Genomic DNA, 22,371 nt, shown 5'->3' on the forward strand with positions numbered 1-22,371 from the left:
GTTAAGCATTAGCGGAAAGGCAGCAGATAGGAAGCTTGTAAGGTTTGGTAGACGCGGGTCTTTAGCCCGCGGTAGTGGAACTTAAACTCACGTCTTAAAATCCCGGTTTTTCAACAACAATACAATCTGATCAAAAAAAATAAGATATCCACACCTGTTTTTTCTTTATTTTCCTTTTAAATAAATGGAACTTTTTTTCCGCTTATTCTGTCATACTGCACAAGGGAATAATAAATACAAAGCGGAGGAAATTGCATGAAGGTGTCAAAGGCCACGGTAAATGTTGTTCTGTGCATGCTGTTTATTTTCTTTATTTCAGCGTCATTTGCTTTTGTAAAATAGATAATTAACAGGGGCGGGGAGTGGTACAAAGGGCAGGGAAAGCCAAGGCTTTCTCTGTCCTTTTTGTATTTAATCTTGTAATGGTACTGTAAATTTATACGCTTTACACATGGTTAATTATGTGGTAAATCTTTATATCACACTAATATTTGTGCGGATGTGGCGGAATGGCAGACGCGCTAGTTTCAGGTACTAGTACCCGCAAGGGTGTGGGGGTTCAACTCCCCCCATCCGCACCAAGATATTAAGGGCAGAGGGTCGGATGGTCAGATGCACGGAGGGACGGAAGTAAAATCTGCGGCACGGCACAAAAACCCGAGGGACGGATGCACAGAGGGACAGAGGGACGGAAGTAAACCCTAAAATATCAAAAACAAATCTAAAAACATAAAACAAGCGCAATGTATTGCGTCTCGTTTTTTTATATTTAATATTTAAAGGTTTAGCCTTGGTAGCCGCATCCTTCAGGGTGCGTGTTTTACAAATTAAAAAACACAAATTCAACTGCCGCACCTTAAAAGGTGCGCCTACCAGATCTAAACCAAGACGTCAAACCACCGATCTTACTTCCGACCTTCCGACCTTCCGACCTTCCGACCTTCCGACCCTCCGACCCTCCGACCCTCCGACCTTCCGTCCTTCCGTCCCTCCGTCCCTCCGTCCCTCCGGATTCTGTCAAGAATAGTGTGTAAATTAAATTAAGCATAATAGGGTTTCTCGCCATTTTCGTTGTAGTTTAACTCCAAAATCTGTAGAAATATAATTCTCTCGGCAGACCGTATGTTAGGAAATACTCCTACATCATAAAGTTTTCTCCCGATTTCTTTAAATGACCTTTCGATGTAATTGGTGGTTTTGAAAGCTTCGTGCCAGTTTCTATCATATTCAAGATAGGTCAGGGTTTTCAAATAATGCTTATTTATATATCCGGCGATTCTCATATTAATTTTCCAATAACTTTTAATAATAGTTTCCAGTGCGTTTTTTACATCTTTTTGTTTTAGGTATGTTTTGTAGACGAAGGATAGTTCTTTTTGTATTTTGGTAGCTTCTTTTTTGCTTTCGGCATATTCAGCCACGCCTTTTATGAAGTGGAATACACAAAGTTGTTGAGGGTTGTAAGGAAAAACTTCATTTGCAGCAGAGGCAAAGCCTTCCGCTCCATCTATGATAACAGGGGCGCCGGAGGGTAAACGGAGGCCTTTGTTATATAAATCGTTAAGTAATCCATAACAAGCTTCTTTAGATTCTCCGGATGCTGTTTTAAAACCCAGTATCTCTTTGCTGCCGTCTTCTCGTATGCCCATAGCCGTAATTACCACTCCTGATGTTGTTTTTTTGCCTGTTCTTATTGACTTTAAACCAACTCTTAAGTTTATATGTACGCCGTCAATAACCAATGCGACATAATTTTTGGTTATTTTTCTATTACGCCACTCATCAAGTTTGTCCTGCGCTGACTGCAAGACTGCAGAAACTGAGGCGGCTGACAAATCAACACCGAATATCTTTTTAATTGTTCTTTTAACTCTTCTGCAACTCTGTCCATTTATATACATAGTTAATAATGCATGTTCAAATTCGCGTGTCTTTCTGCAATAGCGTTCGAGAATTTTAGACTTAAACATGGCATTTCTTAGTCTTGGAACTTCGAAATCCGTTATCTCTCCGCAAAAGTGAGTTAACAAGGACTTTCTTTTTCTATTGCCGTTTCTGTATATTTTTTTACCGTTTTTAACTCTCTCGTGCCAACCGCGGTCTATAAACTCGGCGGCTTCATAAAATAGAGATTGTTCCAAGAAGTATTTTATATACTCCTTCATTTTTAGTTCTGCGTCTGACCAAAAATTTTCTGAAATTTCTTCTGGCATAAGGTCCAATGCTTTTGCTATACTTGTCTTGTTTAAATACAAAGTCTTCATAAAGAGGGTTCCTCCTGTGTTTGGTCTTTTTCCGTGGTAGGAAAGCAACCATTATACAGCGAGAAAACCCTCTTTTTTTTAATTTACACACTTTAGTTTACAATAACGTCCCTCCGTCTTTTATTGACTAAACAATATAAATTGAATATAATATGTAAGGGAGTTTGTTTATAAGCAAATGCAATTCCTGACAAGATATTTATATTTGACGGGGAGAAGATTAATGATTAAAAAGAATTTTACAGGGAAAATTTTATCTTTATTTATATTTATTCTTTTTTCTGCAGCTGCATACGCTGACAATCCCAAAATATTAAGTTATTCTATGGTGCCAACCAATCCCGGATTTGACGAGCCATTTACCGTAACGGTTGAAGTATGCCTTGGTGATAATACGGATAATGACATTCTAATTGCCGTTCACGATCAGAGTACAAGAAAACCGCCTTCAACATTCGGGCAGTGGTTTCTGGTAAGTACTGCCGGAATAGGCGTTCAGACATTAGGGCCTGCATCGTCATCGGGCGACAGGTTTGGCGATAATACAACAATGGGAGACGGCCCTGTTTACGGCGATACAATGGATTGTACTGACTGTGAAGGCGGCGAAGGGCAGAAAAAGACAGTTGTTTACAATCTTGTTATGCCGTCTGCCGATGATTTTTCGGGATGCGGGGCTACAAGTTTATATTTAAGTATTGTTGTGGAAAAAGCGCCTCTTAACAAAGACCATTGGGTAACGCCCACGGCACCCGCGTGCGGGGCAAGAATGATTCCGTTTAACATACCTGTTCCGCCGCCTTATCTTGATATTCATAAAGCCGCGGAAGGTGTTGTTACAAAAGACGGAGACCAGCTTGTTTACACCATCAATTACAAATACGCCAACGGAGGGCCTGTTACCATAACAGACCCTGTACCGTCAGGAAATCACCTTAGGTTTGTAAAAGCAGGGCCTGCGTTAAGGCTTACAGGTGCACCTGCTGTAGGGGCCACAACGGGAACCGTGACATGGACGCTGCCTTCAAAGGTGGGCGCGCCCGGATATACAGAAGGCACTTTGTGGATTGTTTATGAATTAAACGGCGATCACGATGTTACACCGGCAACTATTGATAACACGGTAAATGCATCTATGGGTGCTCTTACCGATTCTTCAACGGTTTCCATTAAAACAGGGCAGGCAACGCTGAACCTTGAAAAATCACAAAGTTCCGATGTGTTGAATCAGGGAGACACAATAACTTATTTTCTTGAATGGGAAGTAAACGGGATGTCCGTAAAGAATTACCACAACTTTGATGAGTTCACTAACGGGACGGAATATTATGCAACGGCGCCTACCGGGTGGAGGCACATTCCCGAGGATGGATATAATGGAAGGTGGCACATACACGATGACTGCGGCACAGGCGACAACTATCTGCAGGGTAACAGGTACAGCCCCACTGCGGCCGGCCATTATCCTTCGCTTGTTTTGGATGATGGAAGCGGCACTGATACAAGCGACCAGTTCTGTCAGGGTATGATAGTTAGTGATGTAATTATTCAGGATGAAGGGTACAGCGGCGCAGACGCAATGATAATTATAAGGACAAACGGACAGACAGGCACCGCCGCAAGGTCAATAGGCGTTGGTATTTCAATTGATACCACACCGGGAAACTTTTTTGTCCAGAAAGTTTATCCTGATATCCCCGCAAAAGTAAACCCGCCAAGGATGGGGTCTGTTTATGCAAGGCAGTGGTACAGGGTAAGAATTAACGTTATAAATGAAGCCACAGGCCAGAGAATTCAGGCAAAGGTGTGGCCAAGGGGCGACGCGGAACCGACAGGGTGGGATATTAATTACCTTGACACATCAATGTACACTGCGGACTGGGACTGCAGGGGAACCGGAACTTATAATGACTGGCGCCCGGGAGTGGGCAATCAGGGCGGTGATGATACCGCATATCCGGTAAGCGACGGGTATGATAATTTTGCGGTATATGTTCCAAAAAGTGTTTCAGACGGAAAGGTTATAGATGATATACCGGTGGGAATAAACAGCCCCGCATGTACGGGCTGTCTTGGCGGAACGCCGTTTACCTGGAATCTTCCGGCCGGTATTTCAAATGATGCGGGTTCTTTTACCTGGCGCGGCATTGTTGGGACATGTAATAACATCACTAACGTGGCAAGGATGGAAAGTACCAATAATCAGCCTATTGTATCCAATGAAACAGTATTACGCATAGGCTGTATTGAAGCTTTGTCTGTCACAAAAACGGCAAATCCTAATGTAATAAAAGCGGGCGAAACTGTTGCTTTTACAATATGCTGGGAAAATACAGGCGAACTTCCGTCAAATATAGTTATCAGAGACCCAATTCCGCCAAGGACGACAGTTATTAATAACGGCGGCGGAACTGTAAGCAGCGGAACTATCAGATGGACCGTGAATAATTCATTGCCCGGAAGCGACGGGTGTTTTACCTGGACAGGAAGAATAGATTAAAGCAGGGGAGATTGAAGTGTTTAAAAAGAGCGGAATAAAAGCGCGCAGAGTGTTTTTGCTTGCCACGGCATTTATTGCGTTTTTTTCCGCGTACGCGTCAGCCGGACTTAATATGCAGATTGCGGTATCAAATAATCCGGCAACAAATGACAGGATGAATATAGAAATATTTATTTACAATACAGGCACAACACCGGTAGATATAACCGGATTATATGTCAGGGCGTGGTTTAACGGCACATTTACCCCTGCGGCTTCATGGTACAACCGCGACCTTCAGAATCCAAATCAAAGCAACGTGATAACCGTTAATTCAACGACGGCAACAATTCCAACCTGCACGGAGGCTGCTGACAGGATTGCAAACAGGTATATACAGCTTAACTTAAGTTACGGATCCCAGCTTCAGCCCGGGCAGAATATACGGTTAAACGGCGCGATAAGCGGGGCAAATCCTTTTGATCCGGTTAATGATGATTATTCAGGCCACGGAGTACTTGTAAAAGATGATTATAAATGGTTTGTCTTATATGACACGCTTGGCGTGGTTCAGGAAGAAACAGCGCCGGGAGTGACTGACCCTGACACAGGCGCGGAGCCGTGTTCTATTCCTACCGCCACACCCACTAATACATGGCAGTCTGTGACCAATGTGGTTTGGATTGAAAACTCGCTTGGCACGCCTTTTATGACGTCTGTTGCCACAGTGCAGATTCAGCCGCCAACGCCGACCTTTACCAGAACATCTACAAATTCAGCCACGCCTACAAGGACAAATACACAGACTGTTACATACACTCCGACCAGGTCAAGCACGATGACTGTTACCGCGTCTCCGACTGCCACTGTGACTTTTACAGCTACGGGGACGGTGACTTTTACGGCAACTGCCACTGCAACCAGAACTTCAACGGTAACCGCCACGCGCACGGTCACATCCACAAATACTGCAACTCCTTTTAATACGCTGACAAGTACTGCCACTTCAACACCCACAAGTACTGTCACCATAACCGCAACGCCTTCGGCAACGGTTACTGTAACGCGCACATCCACGGCTACGGCCACCACATCCATAACTTATACGGCTACTCCCACTGTCACGTTTACTGCTACTGTGACCGTTACAAGGACCAACACTTCAACAAGAACCGCGACGCCGACCGCAACAAATACATTCTTTGATACAATGACCAACACAAGGACAGTCACACCTACCGCGACAATAACTGTTACTGCAACGGCAACTTCCACAGTCACGTTCACGCGTACAGCCACGGACACAAATACAAATACCAGCACGCCCACCGATACAAATACCGCTACATTTACCAATACGCCCACGGATACATATACAAGTACATATACAAGGACGTTTACAGATACGCCCACGGACACCAGCACGCCCACCAATACAAATACATTCACCCACACCAGCACTGTTCCGCCGTCTTCCACCGCCACAAATACATTCACACAGACGTTTACAAGGACTTATACCAATACCCCCACAGAGACGTTTACTTTTACAAACACCTATACGCCCACGGACACAAGGACAAACACGCATACCAGGACGCATACAAATACGTATACACCCACTGAAATTTTTACGGATACAAATACCCCTACAGACACCTATACGCCGACGTTTACAAGTACGCCTTCATTTACAAGAACGTTTACAAATACCCATACGGACACAAACACTCCGACAAATACCAACACGCCCACTGACACATACACGCCTACATTTACAAGGACGTTTACAAATACGCGAACCAACACAAACACCTTTACGAATACCAATACGCCCACTGACACATACACGCCTACGTTTACAAGGACATTTACAAATACGCGGACCAACACAAATACTTTTACAAACACCAATACGCCCACTGACACATATACGCCCACATTTACAAGGACGTTTACAAATACGCGAACCAACACAAACACTTTTACAAACACCAATACGCCCACCGACACATATACTCCGACATTTACAAGGACATTTACAAATACAAGGACCAATACAAACACTTTCACAAACACCAATACGCCCACTGACACATTCACACCCACGCATACAAGGACCTTTACTCATACAAGGACGCATACGAATACGAGGACCAATACAAATACTTATACAAACACCAATACGCCCACTGACACATTCACGCCCACGCATACAAGGACGCATACGAATACGCGAACCAATACAAACACTTTCACAAACACCAATACGCCCACTGACACATTCACTCCTACGCATACAAGGACCTTTACGCATACAAGGACGCATACAAATACGCGAACCAATACAAACACTTTCACAAATACCAATACGGCAACTGACACATTCACGCCCACTCATACAAGGACTCACACAAATACCAGGACTTACACAAACACGCCCACGGATACGGGGACTCCCACATTTACAAGAACCTTTACGAATACCAGGACTCACACAAATACCAGGACGCAGACAAATACGCCTACAGTTACAAATACTTTCACGCATACTTACACAAGGACCCATACGCGTACATTTACGAACACAAGGACATTTACTAATACAAGGACATTTACGTTCACGGCCACATTTACACGTACTTTCACCCCCACAGTTACAAACACGTTTACAAAAACCTTTACATATACGCATACACCCACGTTTACAAATACTTTCACCCGCACTTATACGGCAACACCTATTCCAACTCCGGCTGATTTGGAAGTAGTTCTATCTGTCACGGGGCAAAACCCGAGGCCGGGCGCGGAAATTAAATATAGGATGGAAATAATTAACCTTACAGGCTCGCCCGCTTACAATCTGCAGATAACAGCGCAGCTTATTGACGGCATAAGTTTTAAAAACACGGATTTCAGGACGGCATCAGCTCCGGTACAGACAGGAAATACCGTTGTGTTTATGCTTGACCCGTCTTATGTATTGCCTGCGGGTGGGCAGATAACGCTTGATTATACCGTTACAATTGACAGGATAACGGCTGATTATTTTGAAAGCAGTGTTGTTGTTAAATGGAACGATTCTGTGTTTACAAACGCGCAGAATCCGGATAAGGCTGAATCCGATGTTGTGGTTTACCCTTTAATCGCGCCTGTGGTATATCCTAACCCTGTAAGCATAGCAAAAGCAAAAGATGGGAAAATGAAAGTGGCAAACATGGTGCCGCAGTCCGTTTTTGTAATTTATACAATTACCGGTGAACACGTAATTTCGTTAAAAGCGGAAAATACCAAAATATACTGGGATATGAAGAACGGGAACGGGGCAAGGGTGTCGCCCGGAATTTATCTTTATATAATAAAAAATAATTATTCAAAACAGCTTATAAAAGGGAAGATGTTCATACAGAATTAGTGGAAATTCGCAGCTGGGCAGCTGGGCAGCTTGGTTTGGATCTGGTAGGCGCACCTTTTAAGGTGCGGCAGGTTGTCTTTGTTTTATTTCGGCCCTCCGTTCATCAGCGTAACAGGTGTTTTGCCTTTCTATTTTTCGATTTTTGTTTTTATCTTCCGTCCCTTAGTGTAACAGGCATTGGGTATATTTTTTCAGCGCGCGCCGCAAATTGGTATCCTTGTATCCAAATAAACTTGAAATCATCACTCGGGTTAATTCATTGGCAACCGTGAGCCCGCGGCACATACGGATTTGCCGGCGCAGCATTAAACCGCCCCTGCCGCATACACACTATGTTAGGGCGGCACGCACTGAAAAAACACACCCAACGCCATTACTGTTTGTATCGTTCCAATTTTCAAATTGTGTATAATTTCTGTCTTTACTCTCCGTCTCTCCGTCTCTCCGTCCCTCCGTCCTTTTGTCCATTTTTGATTAAACGTTAAATCAAAACAACATGCCGTTTTACATTATGAAATAGACTTCCGAAATATCTTGTGAGATAATATATTTAAGGAAAATAATTAATATAAAAGAGGTCGGTATGAAATTTATGCTTAAAAGAGTTCTCCTGGCAGCCTTTTTTTATATTGTCACATTTAACCTTTATTCCGCCACAATGACAAGTGCCACATTATGCGTAAACGGCGATGACATAACTGATGTGTGGATAAACGGTTATTCTATGGGCTCGTTTAATTATGTGAACTGGGATTCAACAGACCCTGTACCCTGCGTTAGTGTACCTATTGCCTATCTTAATGCCACCGGTGGAAACGTAATTGCCGCTCTAAACAGGGATACAGGTATGGGTGAAATTTATACGTCGTGGGTTCTTGATGTAACTTACAGCGACGGACAGCACGCATACATGTCATCTGATGACGGGGTAAAATTAAACACTTCCACTTATGACTGCTCTTCTCCGCCGGCAGCAGACTGGTATCAGCCCACATATAATCATTCTTCGTGGGGCGATGCCGTTGTTGTAACAGGCACCACCTGGGGCAAACAGATGTTTGACCCGGGAACGGGTTTAAGGGTAAAAATGCGTTCTTATTCCGCCACAGCTTCAAATTCGGGACATCCATGCCTGTATATGAGGCAGGGATTCACCCTTGTGCCGGAAGACCCTCCGCCTCCGCCAAACTTTACGCTTGTAAAATCCATGAGCAAAGTATCTGACATTACAACGGAAGATGTGACGGTTACTTTTCAGATATGCAATACAGGCGGATTCACGGAAGACCCGGTTGTAATCCACGATATTGCGGATATGGTGGTGCCTTCTACCGCTACCCTTGATTTTCAATACAAGTATACTGGAGCTCAAAATACAAGTACGGGGCCTAATTTTATAGAGTCACCCGCAGATGGTGATTTTGTTGATATTTCTTTTCCAATGGGGTTTGAAGGAAATAAATGTTTAAACGTAAGTTTTGTCATAGTTGATTATTCCTGGCAGATTACTCAGGCGGAGGATAATTGCGCGACGGCTAATAATTACGGCCGCGTGGTATGGAACGGCGGCAGCAGAAATTCCAACACCGTTGAATTTGACAAAAGGTGCTGGACAAACACGCCCACATTCACGCGGACATTTACACCCACCGCGACTTTCACCAGAACTTTTACGCACACGTATACGCTGACGCCTACAAGGACGCCCACGTTTACCCAGACGCCCACAAGGACATATACAAACACAAATTCGCCTACATATACCAGGACATATACCGCCACCTTTACAAACACAAATACAAATACCGCGACTTTTACAAGGACGCCCACGTATACAAATTCGCCCACTAATACCTTTACAAACACCCACAGCCCTACAAACACAAGGACAAATACTTATACTTTCACGCGGACTTTTACCAATACTTTTACAAACACGCATACTTTTACAAATACACCCACAAACACCTTTACACACACGCAGACGTTTACCCGTACTTATACAAATACTTTCACAGAGACTTATACTGTTGTGCCGTCAGCCACGGCCACCAATACTTTTACCAGCACGAATACGAGGACTTATACATACACTCATACAAACACCAACACCCCGACAAGTACAAATACGTTTACCGACACATATACGGCAGTGCCTTCTGCCACCGCCACTAATACGTTCACAAATACCAATACAAGGACTTATACATACACCCACACCAATACCAACACCCCCACAAATACAAATACGTTTACGGAAACATATACGGTAGTGCCTTCTGCCACCGTCACCAATACGTTCACAAATACAAATACAAGAACCAATACAAACACGCCCACAAACACAAATACATTTACCCATACCAATACGGTTCCGCCGTCTTCAACTGTTACAAATACATTTACAAACACAAATACCAGGACTTATACAAATACCCCGACCGAAACCTTTACTTTTACAAATACCTATACATCCACTGATACGCGCACACATACTCCCACAAGGACAAATACAAATACATACACGGCAACGACAATTTTTACAAATACATTCACCCATACCAACACCTTTACACCCACTTTTACAAGGACGTTTACAAATACAAGAACCAACACCAACACGCCGACCGACACAAATACGCCCACGGACACATACACGCCGACATTTACAAGGACGTTTACAAATACAAGGACAAATACCAACACGCCGACTGACACAAATACGCCTACAAACACATACACAGCGACATTCACGCGGACATTTACAAATACCCGCACATATACCAACACGCCCACTGACACAAATACGCCCACAAATACATACACCCCGACGTACACACGGACATTTACGAATACCCGCACTCATACAAACACGCCGACTGTCACAAACACTTTCACACAGACATACACCCGTACTTTTACAAGGACGTTTACAAACACGCGGACGCATACTTTTACCCGCACTCACACAAATACAGCCACAAATACCAATACATTTACCCCCACAGTAACAAACACTTTCACGAAAACTTTCACAAATACGGTCACTTACACATTTACCAACACGTTTACCCGCACGCATACGCACACGCCTATTCCCACACCGGCGGATCTTGAAGTTAAGCTGTCAGTTACGGGAGAAAACCCGCTGGTGGGTTCAGAGATAAAGTACAGGATGGTTGTAACAAACAAGTCCGGGTCGCCGGCGTATAATATAACCATTAATGACGTACTGCCGCCGGGGACAAGTTTCAGGGGGACAGATTTCAGGACGGCGTCTGACCCCGTGGTATCGGGCGGAACTGTCACTTTTGTCCTTGACCCGTCCTATGTGCTTGAAGCGGGAAAACAGCTTGTGCTTGAATTCAGCCTGACGCTGGATGCAATACATTCGGATTCCATAGATAACAGTGTTACGGTAAACTGGAATGATTCTGTATATAAGGCGGGGCAGAATCCAAAAACTGCCACATCAGAAATAGCAAAATACCCGCTTAGAGAGCCTATTGTCTTCCCCAATCCTTTCAGCAAATCGGCGGCAAAAGACGGGGTGCTTAAAGTGGCCAACATGGTGCCGCAGTCTGTGTTTGTGGTTTACACCATTACAGGCGAACATGTAAGGTCAATTAAAGCCGAAAGCACATTCATAACCTGGGACGTAAAAAACGGCAACGGGGCTGATGTCTCGGCGGGAATTTATATGTATATGATAAGAAACAACTATTCAAAACAGCTGATTGTCGGGAAAATATTTATTCAGAATTAACTGAAGAAAAAGATGAGGGACGGAGGGACAGAGGGACGGAGGGACAGAGGGACAGAGGGACGGAGGGACGGAAGGACGGAAGGACGGAAGGACGGAAGGACGGAAGGACGGAAGGACGGAAGGTCGGAAGGACGGAAGGACGGAAGGTCGGAAGGTCGGAAGGTCGGAAAGATCTGGTAGACGCGGGTCTTCAGCCCGCGGCAGTAGATTTTAGATTTAATTTTTAATTCCAAGCATCCAAGCATCTAAGCCTCCAATGTAAAATCTATTTTTCTTTAACCATTTCAACTGCAATATGATAAAATTAACTTATTATTTATATTAATAAAGGCGGGACGATGAAAGATAATAAAGATGTATTTTACATGAAAACAGCGCTGGAACTTGCGGCAAAAGCAGAAGGGCATACCTCGCCTAACCCTTTAGTGGGATGTGTTATCGTGAAATCCGGCAGGGTTATAGGCGAAGGGTATCATAAAAAAGCGGGGCTTGCGCACGCTGAAGTAGAAGCGTTAAAGCAGGCTGGGTCAAAAGCCAAAGGCGCTGTTTTATACGTCAATCTGGAGCCGTGTTCTCACTTTGGCAAAACGCCGCCGTGCGCGGATGCCATAATAAATGCCGGTGTAAAAGAAGTGGTATGCGCTATGAAAGACCCCAACCCGCTTGTGTCCGGCAAAGGTTTTAATAAACTTAGAAAAGCCGGAATAAAAGTAAAAACAGGGGTGCTTCATGATGAAGCGTGCCGGTTAAACAGGATTTTTATAAAAAATATAACCTTAGAAAAACCGTATGTTGTCATGAAGGCGGCTGTTTCCACGGACGGAAAAATGGCTTTAAAGAACGGGGAATCCAAATGGATAACTTCCGCGCCGGCAAGGCAGGAGGCGCAGAAAATGCGTTTAATGTGCGACGCAATACTTGTGGGGATTAATACGGTTATAAATGATAATCCCTTTTTAGACTGCAGAATTGACAAGCGTAAAAAAATTAAGAAAATAATTCTGGATACAAACGGCAGGATGCCGGAAAAAGGCAATATATATTTAAACAGCGCGCCTGAAGATATTTATGTGGCGGTAAAAAGGATGGAAGAAAGAAAAGCCGAGAGGATGATAAAAAGGGGCATAAATATTATATACCTTAAAGGTAATGAAGAAAAACCGGCTCCGGACAAAGTGCTGTCAGAACTTTTCTGCAGGGGTATAAGAAGCGTACTGCTGGAAGGCGGCGGCACGGTGATAGCGTCTTTTCTTAAAAAACGGCTTATAGACGAAGCGCATATACATATCGCGCCTGTTATAATGGGAAGCGACGGTATACCGTTTGCCGGGGAGATGGGAATTGAAAAGATGCACGACGCGATAAAATTAAAAAACCATACCGTTAAACAGTTCGGGCCGGATGTATTAATTTCCGGCGAAATAAAATATCCGGAGGTTAAAAGTGTTCAGCGGGATAGTCTTTGACCTTGCAAAGATAAAAGCCGTGCGTTCCAAAGGCGGGCTTAAAGTGTTTGAAATAAGGCTTAATAAAAATATCAAAAATTCTGAAAAAGGGATGAGCATAGCGGTAAACGGCGTGTGTCTGACAGCGTCCCTGATAAAAAACGCCAGGGAGTTTGCGGCGGATGTAACCGCGGAGACCATGAAAAAAAGCACCCTGTCGGCGCTTCGCACGGGCAGCAATGTAAATGTGGAATTCCCCGTGACTCCGGACGGTTTTTTAAGCGGGCATATTGTGCAGGGGCACGTGGACTGCACGGGCCGGATAGAATCTGTGGATAAAAAAAGCGGCAATATTGTTATTGCCGTCAGTTACCCTGAAAAGTTCGCCAGATATATTATAGAAAAAGGTTCTGTTGCAGTTGACGGCATAAGCCTTACAGCTTTTGACGTAAACAAAGACAGCTTTAAAGTCTCTGTAATACCGGAGACATTTAAAGCAACAAACGTAAAATTTTATAATAAAGGCACAAAAGTAAACCTGGAATTTGATATAATCAGTAAGTATGTGGAACGGCAGACAAATAAAAGGACGGAGAATTAAAAATGAGAGTTTTTGACGCGGCCGGGATGCCTCATGACAAGAACGTGGGCGGCACCGGAAGAAACAAAAAAGCAGAAGAGAAAAAGGGCACAAAATTCATTGCCAGGGACAAAGTAAATGAAATGAATTTTATGAAGCAGCTTACTGATGCCACAGAGGATCAGGTTAAAAAGAACCTGGACCAGCTTATTGAAGAATTGTCAGAGCAGGCAAAGGTGCTTGTAAAAAGGCGCACTTTTACGGAACTTGACAAATATAAAAGCCTTGTTAAAAATTTCATGAAAAAAGCCGTGGAAACAATGTATACGGTTAAGTTTTCCGACAGTTCAAAGGTGATGGCAAGGCGTAAAAAGGTATATGTGCTTGTGGAAAAAGTGGATGAAGAGCTTGAAAAACTGACTGCCCAGATTCTTAATTCCCAGGAGGAAACGCTTGACCTTCTGGCTACCATAGACAGAATAAGGGGTATTTTGGTTGATATGTATTCATAAGAAAAAATCTGACACCGGGAGCACTTATCATGGAAGGTTATAAATTAGCAACAGTGGAAGAAGCGGTTGCCGACTTAAAAGCCGGTAAAATGGTGATAGTTGTAGATGACGAAGACAGGGAAAATGAAGGCGACCTTATCTGCCTTGCTGACAGAATCACCCCGGAAATTATAACATTTATGGCAAAGGAAGGCAGCGGCCTTATATGCCTTTCAATGGAAGAAGAACAGATAGCAAGGCTTGGATTAAGCCAGATGGTTGAACAGAACGAAGACAAGCACCGCACTGCTTTTACTGTTTCAATTGATGCCAAAGAGGGCACTACCACAGGCATCTCCGCGCGTGACAGGGCTATTACCATAAAACTTGCGGCGGATAAAAATACCACTTCTGCCGCTTTTCATAAACCCGGCCATGTGTTTCCGCTTGCGGCAAAAAAGAACGGGGTTTTGGAACGCGCGGGGCACACGGAAACCGCGGTTGATCTGGCGCGCCTTGCCGGATGCGAAGTATGCGGCGGGGCTATCTGTGAAATTATGAATGAAGACGGCGAAATGGCAAGGATGCCTCAACTTGTGGAATTCGCAAAAAAACATAACCTGAAAATTCTTACAATTGAAGAACTGATAAAATACCGAAGGGAAAAAGAAAAAACAGTTAAGTCAGCCGTGGAAACTGTTCTGCCCACTGAATACGGCACTTTTAAACTTTATATTTATACGGATAAAGAAGAAAAAGACCTTCATCTTGCGCTGGTAATGGGTGATGTGAAAACACCGGAGCCGGTGCTCTTAAGGGTGCATTCCGAGTGCCTTACAGGTGATGTGCTTGGCTCGTTAAAATGCGACTGCGGAGACCAGCTGCACGCGGCGATGTCGATGATTGGAAAAGCGGGAAGGGGTGCGCTTATTTATATGAGGCAGGAAGGCCGGGGCATAGGGCTTATAAATAAAATGAAGGCGTATAAACTGCAGTATGAAAAAGGGCTTGATACCGTGGAAGCAAACGAAGCCCTTGGCTTCAAGGCGGATTTAAGGGATTACGGCACAGGGGCGCAGATAATAGCGGACCTTGGAATAAAAAAGATAAAACTGTTAACAAACAATCCAAAAAAAGTTATCGGGTTAAGCGGGTATGGCCTGGAAATAGTGGAACGCCTGCCTTTGGAAATAACACCCAATGAAACTAACCGCAGGTATTTGAAGACAAAAATGGAAAAACTTGGGCATATGCTTCATCTATAACAGATTATTATATTGTTATGGAAATCTTTTGATATCGCAGGGGGCGCGCTCCTGCGCGCCCGGTTAAACAGGTTTTCCATAAATATTGTTATTTACTTGTGAAGCCTATTATAAAAAAATAGCGGCTGTAAATATGCTATAATTTATATAGTGGGACTGTTGCTGATAAGACGCCAAAAATGGGTGGGTATATGACACGCAGGGCTATAAGGGTTTTGCTTATTGAAGACAATAAAGGTGATGTTTTTTTTATGAAAAACATGCTTGCCGGCTCCGGCATAATAAAACCTGAAATAGTATCGGTTGAAAATATATTAACCGGCATTGAAAAACTGCAAAACGAAAAGTTTGATATTATTATTCTGGATCTTTCGCTGTCTGATTCCGTAGGTCTTAAAGGGCTTGAAAGAATAAGGAAAATTGACAGCGAAACACCTGTCATGATAACCACAGGCAACGAAGATGAAAAAATGGCTGTTGAGTCTACAAATGTGGGGGCGCAGTCATATTTTGTAAAAGGCGATATTAACGGCGTTAATTTTATACAGACAATTTTATATTCAATTGACAGTAAAAAAATGTCCAGAGAAATTGAATTAAGCGAAAGAAAATTGAGGTTTTTTCTTGAAAGCGCCACAGATTCGCTTAGTATTTGGGACCGGGATTTAAAGCTGCTTGATGCTAACGCGGCATTTATGTCTTTTTTTACGGAGGGTACAAAAAAAGAAGATGTTATAGGTAATCCTATTGAAGAAGTGTATGATGACGTCAAAATATCCGGGCTTTATAATGAATTCGTCAAAGTTATAAAAACAGGAGTTCCTTTTATAATAGACGATATGGTTCCTGATGTTAAATTAAAGCACATGGTCTTCAGCGGGTCGGCATTTAAGGTGGGCGAAGGAATGGGTCTGATGCTGAAAGATATAACGCAGATTAAAATATCAGAAAAAATAATGAAATCAAGCTACGAAAAGTTAAAAGAAGTGGATATGTTAAAGTCCACTTTTATCGCAATGATATCCCATGAGTTAAGAACCCCTTTGACGTCAATAAAGGGCTTTGTGGCTTTTTTGCTGAAAGGCGTAGGCGGAAAAATTGAAGAGCAACAGAGGGAATACCTTGAGATCATCAGAAGTAATTCTGACCGGCTGCTTTCCCTGATTAATGAACTTTTAGATTTCTCTAAGATTGAATCAGGTACATTTTCTGTTGATAAAAAAAATACGCATATAAAGGATGTTATAGAGTCCACGGTAAAAGACATCTCATCTGTCGCGCAGTTAAAGAAAATCCGGGTCACAGTTCAGCAGGACACGGCAGTGCCGGTAATTTCAGCTGACCCAATGCGGCTTTCCCAGGTATTTATTAATATATTAAACAATTCAATAAAATTCAGCGCTGAAGACACAGAGATAAAAATAAATCTTGGAAAAATGCATGAAGAAGAGCTGCAGATTCCGGATTATGCGAATGCGGTCTGCGAAAAAGGGGAAGAGTATATTCGTATATCAATAAAAGACGGGGGTCCGGGTATTGAGAAAGAAAATCTTAAAAGAGTATTTGAAAGGTTTTATCAGGTTAAAAATATAAAAAACCGGGGGTACGGAATCGGGCTTGGGCTTGCAATTTCAAAAAATATTGTGGAAGCTCACAGCGGCGCTATCTGGGCTGAATCTGACGGGCCGGGTAAAGGCGCTGTTTTTTATATTTTATTGCCGTTAAAAGCCGCGGGCGAAAAATGTGATAAAGCGCAGGGGTGTTTTGTCATAAGAAAGATAAAAGACCCGGATAAAAAGAGCCGTTTTATAGAGGCGTTCTGCAATTCTGAATATAAAAAATGTATTAGGTATAAGATTATTGAAAAAGGAGAAACCCCCGGGCTTGGCCTGCTTCCGGATGGTTCTGAACTGGACGAAATACAGGTTTAGTTAATAAATTAAAGGGTGAAAAGGTTAGAAAAACCATATAATTTAAGGTAATTATTGAATTTGCAGGGGCAGAAAAATACTTGTATCATATAAAAAAGTGATGTAATATGTATGTGTATGGCGCTCTTAAAGGAGGACTATAATGAAGGGGACGGTAAACAGCATAAGTGTTGCCGGGATGCTAAGGCTTCTCTGTAACTATCATAAAACCGGTATTTTAAATGTAGATCATAAAAAAGCCAAAGGTTTGATTCATATATATAACGGCATTATCACCCACGCTCAGGAAGCGGATTCTAATGAAGTTAAAGAAGCCCTTTTTAAGATGCTTATTGTAATTGAAGAAGGCTCTTTTTACTTTGAAGAAACGCAGGAAGTAAAAACACAGACGCTGAATTTGTCTGTTGAAAACGTAATTCTTGAAAGTTCAAGAAAACTGCTGGATACCGATACTGATATTTCCGATTATCTTCTTCCCGGCAGGGAAGTCTTAAAGATTTCAATGTTCACTGATAATAAGACATTATCGGTTGATTTTTTGAATCACGAATGGAACCTGATGGTAAGTTTTGACGGAAACAATAATATAGACTATGTAATTGAACATTTAAATATAGATGAAAAAAAAGCTAAAACCGCGTTGTTCGGGCTTTTAGCAGCGGGGCTGCTGAAAAGGTCCAGGTTTAAAACCCCTGAAATAGGAAGGATAGCATCAGAGAGCCTTGGAAACATAGGGCTTGCGATAGTGGACAGTGAATTTAAAAAACATGGTATTGACAGAAACAGGATGGGAATGAAAGAAATGATTCTGCTTTTGAATTCCCTTGAAAGTTCTTTCTCTGAAATAGTGGGAAAAACAAAGTCCAGGCAGGTAATTGAAAAGATATGGGGCAGCACAAGGTAGAATAAGTAAATTTATGGTGAAGGTGGATGAATGACTGAAGAACTGTTACAGGCTTATAGTCTTGTTATGGCGGTAGCCGGGGGGATTTTTTTCTGGGCCGGGTTTATTGTCTTTGGTATGATTGCAAGAAAATATAATGTTGTTTTCAATAAGTCCACTTACTATGGCCTTATGATGGCAGCGCCGTCCGGAATACTTATATACTCTGTCCTATTAGTTTTCAGAGCGGCTGTTTTTACAAAAAATAGCGCGGTTAATTCGTGGATACAGATGTTTGCTTATATTTCTCTCTTTATTTCCGCGGCGCTATGCGTGGCGGCGGTTATGAAATTCAGCAGGCTTCTTGATGAGCTTGAAAAATACAGGGGCGCAAAATGAGCATAGATGTAATAATTTATGAATCGGGACTGCTGCTGCTTGCCGTTGCGGCGCTGTATATGTCTGGGGCTATAAAAAAACTTACCGGCATAGTGAAAGAAAAGAATAATTACTGGGTGTTTCCTGCTGTCGCGGCTGTTATTCTTGCGGCGGCAGTACTGGCGCATTTTTACGCGTCGGTGGTGTTATTACCGGAATTGGGAAGGCATATTCAGATGTTTTCTGAAGAAAGCGTATTTCTTGACGCCGGAAAAACAGAGTCGGTAAAAGCTTCAATAGAAACGGTAAAAAACTCGCTGCTTATGCTTAAAGCGTTTTCATTCACCTGTTTTTTTGCGGCGTCGCTGCTTGTGGCTGTTTCATCGTGGCTTTACCTTAAACTTATTTCAAAATAAAGAGGTGGCAAATGTCTGAAAAATTAAGGATTATGGTGGTTGATGACGAACCGGATATAGTTAAAATTGTAAAGATATCTTTTGAACTTGCCAATTATGAAGTGATTGAATGCAACAGCGGCGAAGAATGCCTTGAAAAACTGAAAACGGAAAAGAAACCGGACATTATACTTCTTGACATCATGATGCCGGGATTAAGCGGATATGAAACATGCGTGGAAATAAGAAAAAACCCGCTTTTTAAGGGTACAAAAATAGTGATGCTTACCGCCAAAGGCCAAAAAGGCGACGCCGAAGAGGGGCTGCAGTCAGGCGCCGATGATTACATAATAAAACCTTTTGACCCTTATGAACTTATTGAACAGGTTAAGGAAATTCTTGACAGGAAATGAGAAATTAGAGCGTTGTGAAAGGAGTTTAATTTGAAAAATTCCGCCAATGATTCGAAACGCAATATTATTTATATAAGGGCCATACTCTCGCTGTCCATAGTGCTGCTGGCGTTATATAATTATGAAGTGATTGCTGAAGATCCTGTGGTATCAATCGTTTTTATTGTGCTGATAGCATTAAGCAATTTTTTGTTTATATCAATTCCCGCTTCTAATTACGCGGGTGTCAGGCTGCATTATCTGATTTTTATGATGGACATTTCATTTATAGTAATCTCCTCGCACATCTATTCGCAGCTTGATATTCAGTTTGTGCTTGCGGTATTTCTGACTATCTTTATGGCGGCTTTAAGCCAGTCCGTAAAATTAAGCATTCTAATTGCCATAGTTGTAAACGCGGTCTATCTTTATATCAGGTATATATCCGGAGGGGAAGGATACAATCTTTTTTCCGAAAAGACGCTGCTTAACATTCCGTTTATTTTTATTGTGGCGCTTCACAGCAGTTATCTGGCCGAAAAGGCAAATGTGGAATTAAAAGAAAAAGAAGAACTTGAAAAGGAAAAGAACTTTTTAAACGGGGAAATTCTTATGAAAACCACGGAACTTGGAATGGTTAAGGAATTTGCCCATGATCTTTGCGGCAGTTTTAATGAAGCGGTGGTAATATTTGACGTTTCCGGGAATCTGCGCCTTGCAAACGAAAAAGCGTATAAAATATTGGGGATGAAAACTCATACCGCGTTTAACACCCCTTTTTCCGGGCTTGAAATCCCTGCAGCGGTAAAAGAAATCATTATGAAACTTACATTCAGTTCGGAAACATCCAATGATCTTCAAGTGCCGTTGAGTGAAGGCAATTCCGAAATGGCGCTTATTGTAAACTGTACATTTATAAGAAACCGTACGCAGCAGAAAATTGGGATTCTGCTGACTGCCAAAGAGGCGGTTAAATAATGGGGGAACTTGAAGAACAGCTTCTGGGGGCGGTTTTTAAAACCAATCTTGAGGATGTAAAAGCGCTTTTAGACAAAGGGGCAAATCCAAATGCAAAAGGTTTTGGAAATTACTCCGCTATCAGCCTTGCGATAGAAAGGGGCAGTACTGAAATTATAAAGGCGCTTGTCAGGGCCGGCGCAAAGGTTGAAAATAAAGAATCCGGAATGTCAGAACTTGTCCAGGCGATAAAAAAAGGAAATATGGAAATTGCAGCTGAAATAATTGACGCCGGAGCAGACGTAAATACGGAAGATTTTGAACGTAATACACCCCTGCTTCTTGCGATTGCAGCCGGGGCAGGAATGGAATTTATAGAAAAACTGATAAAAGCGGGAGCGGCAGTTAATACAAAAAATATGGACGGAAATACGCCGCTTGTTATGGCGGCTACTAAAGAGAATATTGAAGTGGTAAGAACCCTTTTAAAAGCCGGCGCGGAGATAAATGCCAGGACGTCTTCAAGAAAAACAGCCCTGCTGGCCGCCGCGGAAAACGGGAATCTGGAAATTATAAGGCAGCTTGTAAAAGCAGGAGCTGAAATTAACGGCACGGATTACGACGGCAACACTGCGCTGATATTATCTTCAATCCGCGGTGATACGGATATCTGCAGGGAACTTATTATTTTAGGGGCTGACCCGAATATAAAAGGCATGGGCAATTATACCGCGCTGATTTTCGCCGTAGAAAATGAAAATTACGAAACGGTTAAAGAACTGCTTTCGGCCAAAGCCAGGGTAAATGATGAAAATAACGACGGCGAAAGCCCGATCATAGTGGCGGTAAAAAGGGGCAATATTAAAATGCTGACCCTTCTGCTTAATTACAATGCCAATGCCAATGCCGCGGATATACACGGCGCCACAGCCCTTATGATTGCCGCGGAACGCGGGGATTTAAAGATGGTTAAGGAACTTATAGAGGCGGGAGCCCAGCACAACATCAAAGATATCAAAGGCAATACAATTTTAATAAGGTCCGCCGAAAAAGGGAAAATAGCCATTGTGGATGAATTAATAAAAAGAAAAGCGTATGTGGACGAACGCGGGTTCGGCACCTATACCGCCCTTCATTTTGCCTCGAAAAACGGCCATATTAAAATAGTTGAAAAACTTATTTCCGCGGGTGCCAATGTAAATGCCAAGGGGTTTGGAAGATACACGCCGCTTCATTTTGCCGTTGAACACAACCATCCGGAAATTGTGGAAATGCTTGTTAATAACGGGGCGTCGCCGAATGCGAAGAACCTTTTTGGGACAACCCCGGTTATGGCCGCTGCAGAAAAAGGTTACAGAAGTATTCTTAAAAAATTGATTGATGCAAACGGAGATGTAAACGGAAGGGACGTGCTTCTAAATACAACACTTTTGCTTGCCTCTGAAAAAGGCAGCGCGGAAGCTGTAAGGGATATAATAAGAGCCGGAGCATATGTTAATGTAAGCAATAAATACGGGGATACGCCAATAATAAACGCCGTAAGGTCAGGCAACAGGGAAATTATAGAAGAACTTTTAAGGGCCGGCGCGGACCCTACGGTTAAAAATCTTGAAGATAAGAATGCTGTTGACCTTGCCGAAGGTGAAATTGCCCATATTTTTCAGAGAAAAAACGGGTAGAAATCATTTTCCGGACGGAATACCTGAAATAAAACTTTACAACCCCATGTG

At 42.7% G+C, this 22,371-nt stretch carries 15 protein-coding genes, 1 tRNA gene and 2 pseudogenes; 15 read left to right on the plus strand and 3 right to left on the minus strand.

The features are described from left to right. Positions 1 to 495: 495 nt before the first annotated feature. A tRNA-Leu gene (locus CVV21_10930) sits at positions 496 to 581 on the plus strand. Between the two features lie 324 nt (positions 582 to 905). Here the strand turns inward: CVV21_10930 and CVV21_10935 are convergent. Both CVV21_10935 and CVV21_10940 read right to left on the minus strand, forming a co-directional pair. Then, a pseudogene (locus CVV21_10935) lies at positions 906 to 992 on the minus strand (transposase). Positions 993 to 1,040: 48 nt separating this feature from the next. Next, complete coding sequence (locus CVV21_10940) at positions 1,041 to 2,264, minus strand: hypothetical protein (protein ID PKL90791.1); 1,224 nt, start codon at positions 2,262 to 2,264, stop codon at positions 1,041 to 1,043. A gap of 178 nt (positions 2,265 to 2,442) precedes the next feature. Between CVV21_10940 and CVV21_10945 the strand changes: the two genes are divergently transcribed. Both CVV21_10945 and CVV21_10950 read left to right on the plus strand, forming a co-directional pair. After that, positions 2,443 to 4,764: a hypothetical protein gene (locus CVV21_10945; GenBank protein ID PKL90792.1), complete on the plus strand. Its 2,322-nt coding sequence runs from the start codon at positions 2,443 to 2,445 to the stop codon at positions 4,762 to 4,764. Positions 4,765 to 4,780: 16 nt separating this feature from the next. Continuing rightward, positions 4,781 to 8,158: a hypothetical protein gene (locus tag CVV21_10950; protein PKL90793.1), complete on the plus strand. Its 3,378-nt coding sequence runs from the start codon at positions 4,781 to 4,783 to the stop codon at positions 8,156 to 8,158. A gap of 1,647 nt (positions 8,159 to 9,805) precedes the next feature. Here CVV21_10950 and CVV21_10955 read toward each other — a convergent pair. Next, positions 9,806 to 10,024: pseudogene (locus CVV21_10955) on the minus strand (hypothetical protein). A 166-nt stretch (positions 10,025 to 10,190) separates the two neighbouring features. Here CVV21_10955 and CVV21_10960 point away from each other — a divergent pair. From CVV21_10960 to CVV21_11015, 12 genes are all read left to right on the plus strand, one after another. Beyond that, complete coding sequence (locus tag CVV21_10960; protein ID PKL90794.1) at positions 10,191 to 11,924, plus strand: hypothetical protein; 1,734 nt, start codon at positions 10,191 to 10,193, stop codon at positions 11,922 to 11,924. A 338-nt stretch (positions 11,925 to 12,262) separates the two neighbouring features. Next, the gene (gene ribD, locus CVV21_10965) at positions 12,263 to 13,390 is read left to right on the plus strand and encodes a riboflavin biosynthesis protein RibD (GenBank protein PKL90795.1); all 1,128 of its coding nucleotides are present in this window, start codon (positions 12,263 to 12,265) and stop codon (positions 13,388 to 13,390) included. Further along, the gene (locus tag CVV21_10970) at positions 13,353 to 13,970 is read left to right on the plus strand and encodes a riboflavin synthase (protein PKL90796.1); all 618 of its coding nucleotides are present in this window, start codon (positions 13,353 to 13,355) and stop codon (positions 13,968 to 13,970) included. Before ribD ends, CVV21_10970 begins: the two co-directional genes overlap by 38 nt. A gap of 2 nt (positions 13,971 to 13,972) precedes the next feature. Continuing rightward, positions 13,973 to 14,461 (plus strand): DUF327 domain-containing protein, encoded by a 489-nt coding sequence (locus CVV21_10975; protein PKL90797.1) that lies wholly within the window; start codon positions 13,973 to 13,975, stop codon positions 14,459 to 14,461. A gap of 29 nt (positions 14,462 to 14,490) precedes the next feature. After that, complete coding sequence (locus CVV21_10980; GenBank protein ID PKL90798.1) at positions 14,491 to 15,705, plus strand: bifunctional 3,4-dihydroxy-2-butanone-4-phosphate synthase/GTP cyclohydrolase II; 1,215 nt, start codon at positions 14,491 to 14,493, stop codon at positions 15,703 to 15,705. Between the two features lie 179 nt (positions 15,706 to 15,884). Further along, positions 15,885 to 17,636, plus strand: a complete 1,752-nt coding sequence (locus CVV21_10985) for a hypothetical protein (GenBank protein PKL90799.1) — start codon at positions 15,885 to 15,887, stop codon at positions 17,634 to 17,636. A gap of 142 nt (positions 17,637 to 17,778) precedes the next feature. Beyond that, positions 17,779 to 18,540 (plus strand): hypothetical protein, encoded by a 762-nt coding sequence (locus CVV21_10990; protein PKL90800.1) that lies wholly within the window; start codon positions 17,779 to 17,781, stop codon positions 18,538 to 18,540. Positions 18,541 to 18,570: 30 nt separating this feature from the next. Then, positions 18,571 to 18,918 (plus strand): hypothetical protein, encoded by a 348-nt coding sequence (locus tag CVV21_10995; protein ID PKL90801.1) that lies wholly within the window; start codon positions 18,571 to 18,573, stop codon positions 18,916 to 18,918. Continuing rightward, positions 18,915 to 19,313, plus strand: a complete 399-nt coding sequence (locus CVV21_11000) for a hypothetical protein (protein PKL90802.1) — start codon at positions 18,915 to 18,917, stop codon at positions 19,311 to 19,313. The genes CVV21_10995 and CVV21_11000 overlap by 4 nt, the downstream gene beginning before the upstream one ends. An 11-nt stretch (positions 19,314 to 19,324) precedes the next feature. Further along, positions 19,325 to 19,705, plus strand: a complete 381-nt coding sequence (locus CVV21_11005) for a two-component system response regulator (GenBank protein PKL90803.1) — start codon at positions 19,325 to 19,327, stop codon at positions 19,703 to 19,705. 30 nt (positions 19,706 to 19,735) lie between these two features. Continuing rightward, positions 19,736 to 20,662, plus strand: a complete 927-nt coding sequence (locus tag CVV21_11010) for a hypothetical protein (protein PKL90804.1) — start codon at positions 19,736 to 19,738, stop codon at positions 20,660 to 20,662. Then, the gene (locus CVV21_11015; GenBank protein PKL90805.1) at positions 20,662 to 22,320 is read left to right on the plus strand and encodes a hypothetical protein; all 1,659 of its coding nucleotides are present in this window, start codon (positions 20,662 to 20,664) and stop codon (positions 22,318 to 22,320) included. Before CVV21_11010 ends, CVV21_11015 begins: the two co-directional genes overlap by 1 nt. Positions 22,321 to 22,371: the final 51 nt, after the last annotated feature.

It is taken from the genome of Candidatus Goldiibacteriota bacterium HGW-Goldbacteria-1 (assembly GCA_002839855.1).
GTDB lineage: Bacteria > Oederibacteriota > PGYV01 > PGYV01 > PGYV01 > PGYV01.